At 48.1% G+C, this 268-nt stretch carries 1 protein-coding gene; it reads right to left on the reverse strand.

The window, feature by feature from the left end; genetic code table 11:
• Window positions 1–268, reverse strand: a 268-nt coding sequence (locus SB689_RS23275; RefSeq protein WP_410694420.1) for a hypothetical protein, incomplete at both ends; no start/stop codon positions are given.

Consider the following 268-nt stretch of genomic DNA (forward strand, 5'->3'; position numbering starts at 1 on the left):
GAATCCAAATACACCCGTACGTTTCCTCTATGCGAATCATCCGCACGCATGAACCGTGCGGCGCACAATTCCTCCTCCGTAACGCCCGCCGGGACATTCCCCTTCCAAATCACCTTGCCAAAGGTTAGCAACTTTTCGAGCGGCAAACCTTTTTCGATGCTCGGCTTATCCTTACCTCCATCCTCCGATTTTTTATGCAACTCCCCAATACCATTGTATGCCGCATATGTTCTCGCATGATAAAGGTTTGTTATTTGATTATGCTTCG

It is taken from the genome of Chryseobacterium sp. SIMBA_038 (assembly GCF_046535115.1).
GTDB lineage: Bacteria > Bacteroidota > Bacteroidia > Flavobacteriales > Weeksellaceae > Chryseobacterium.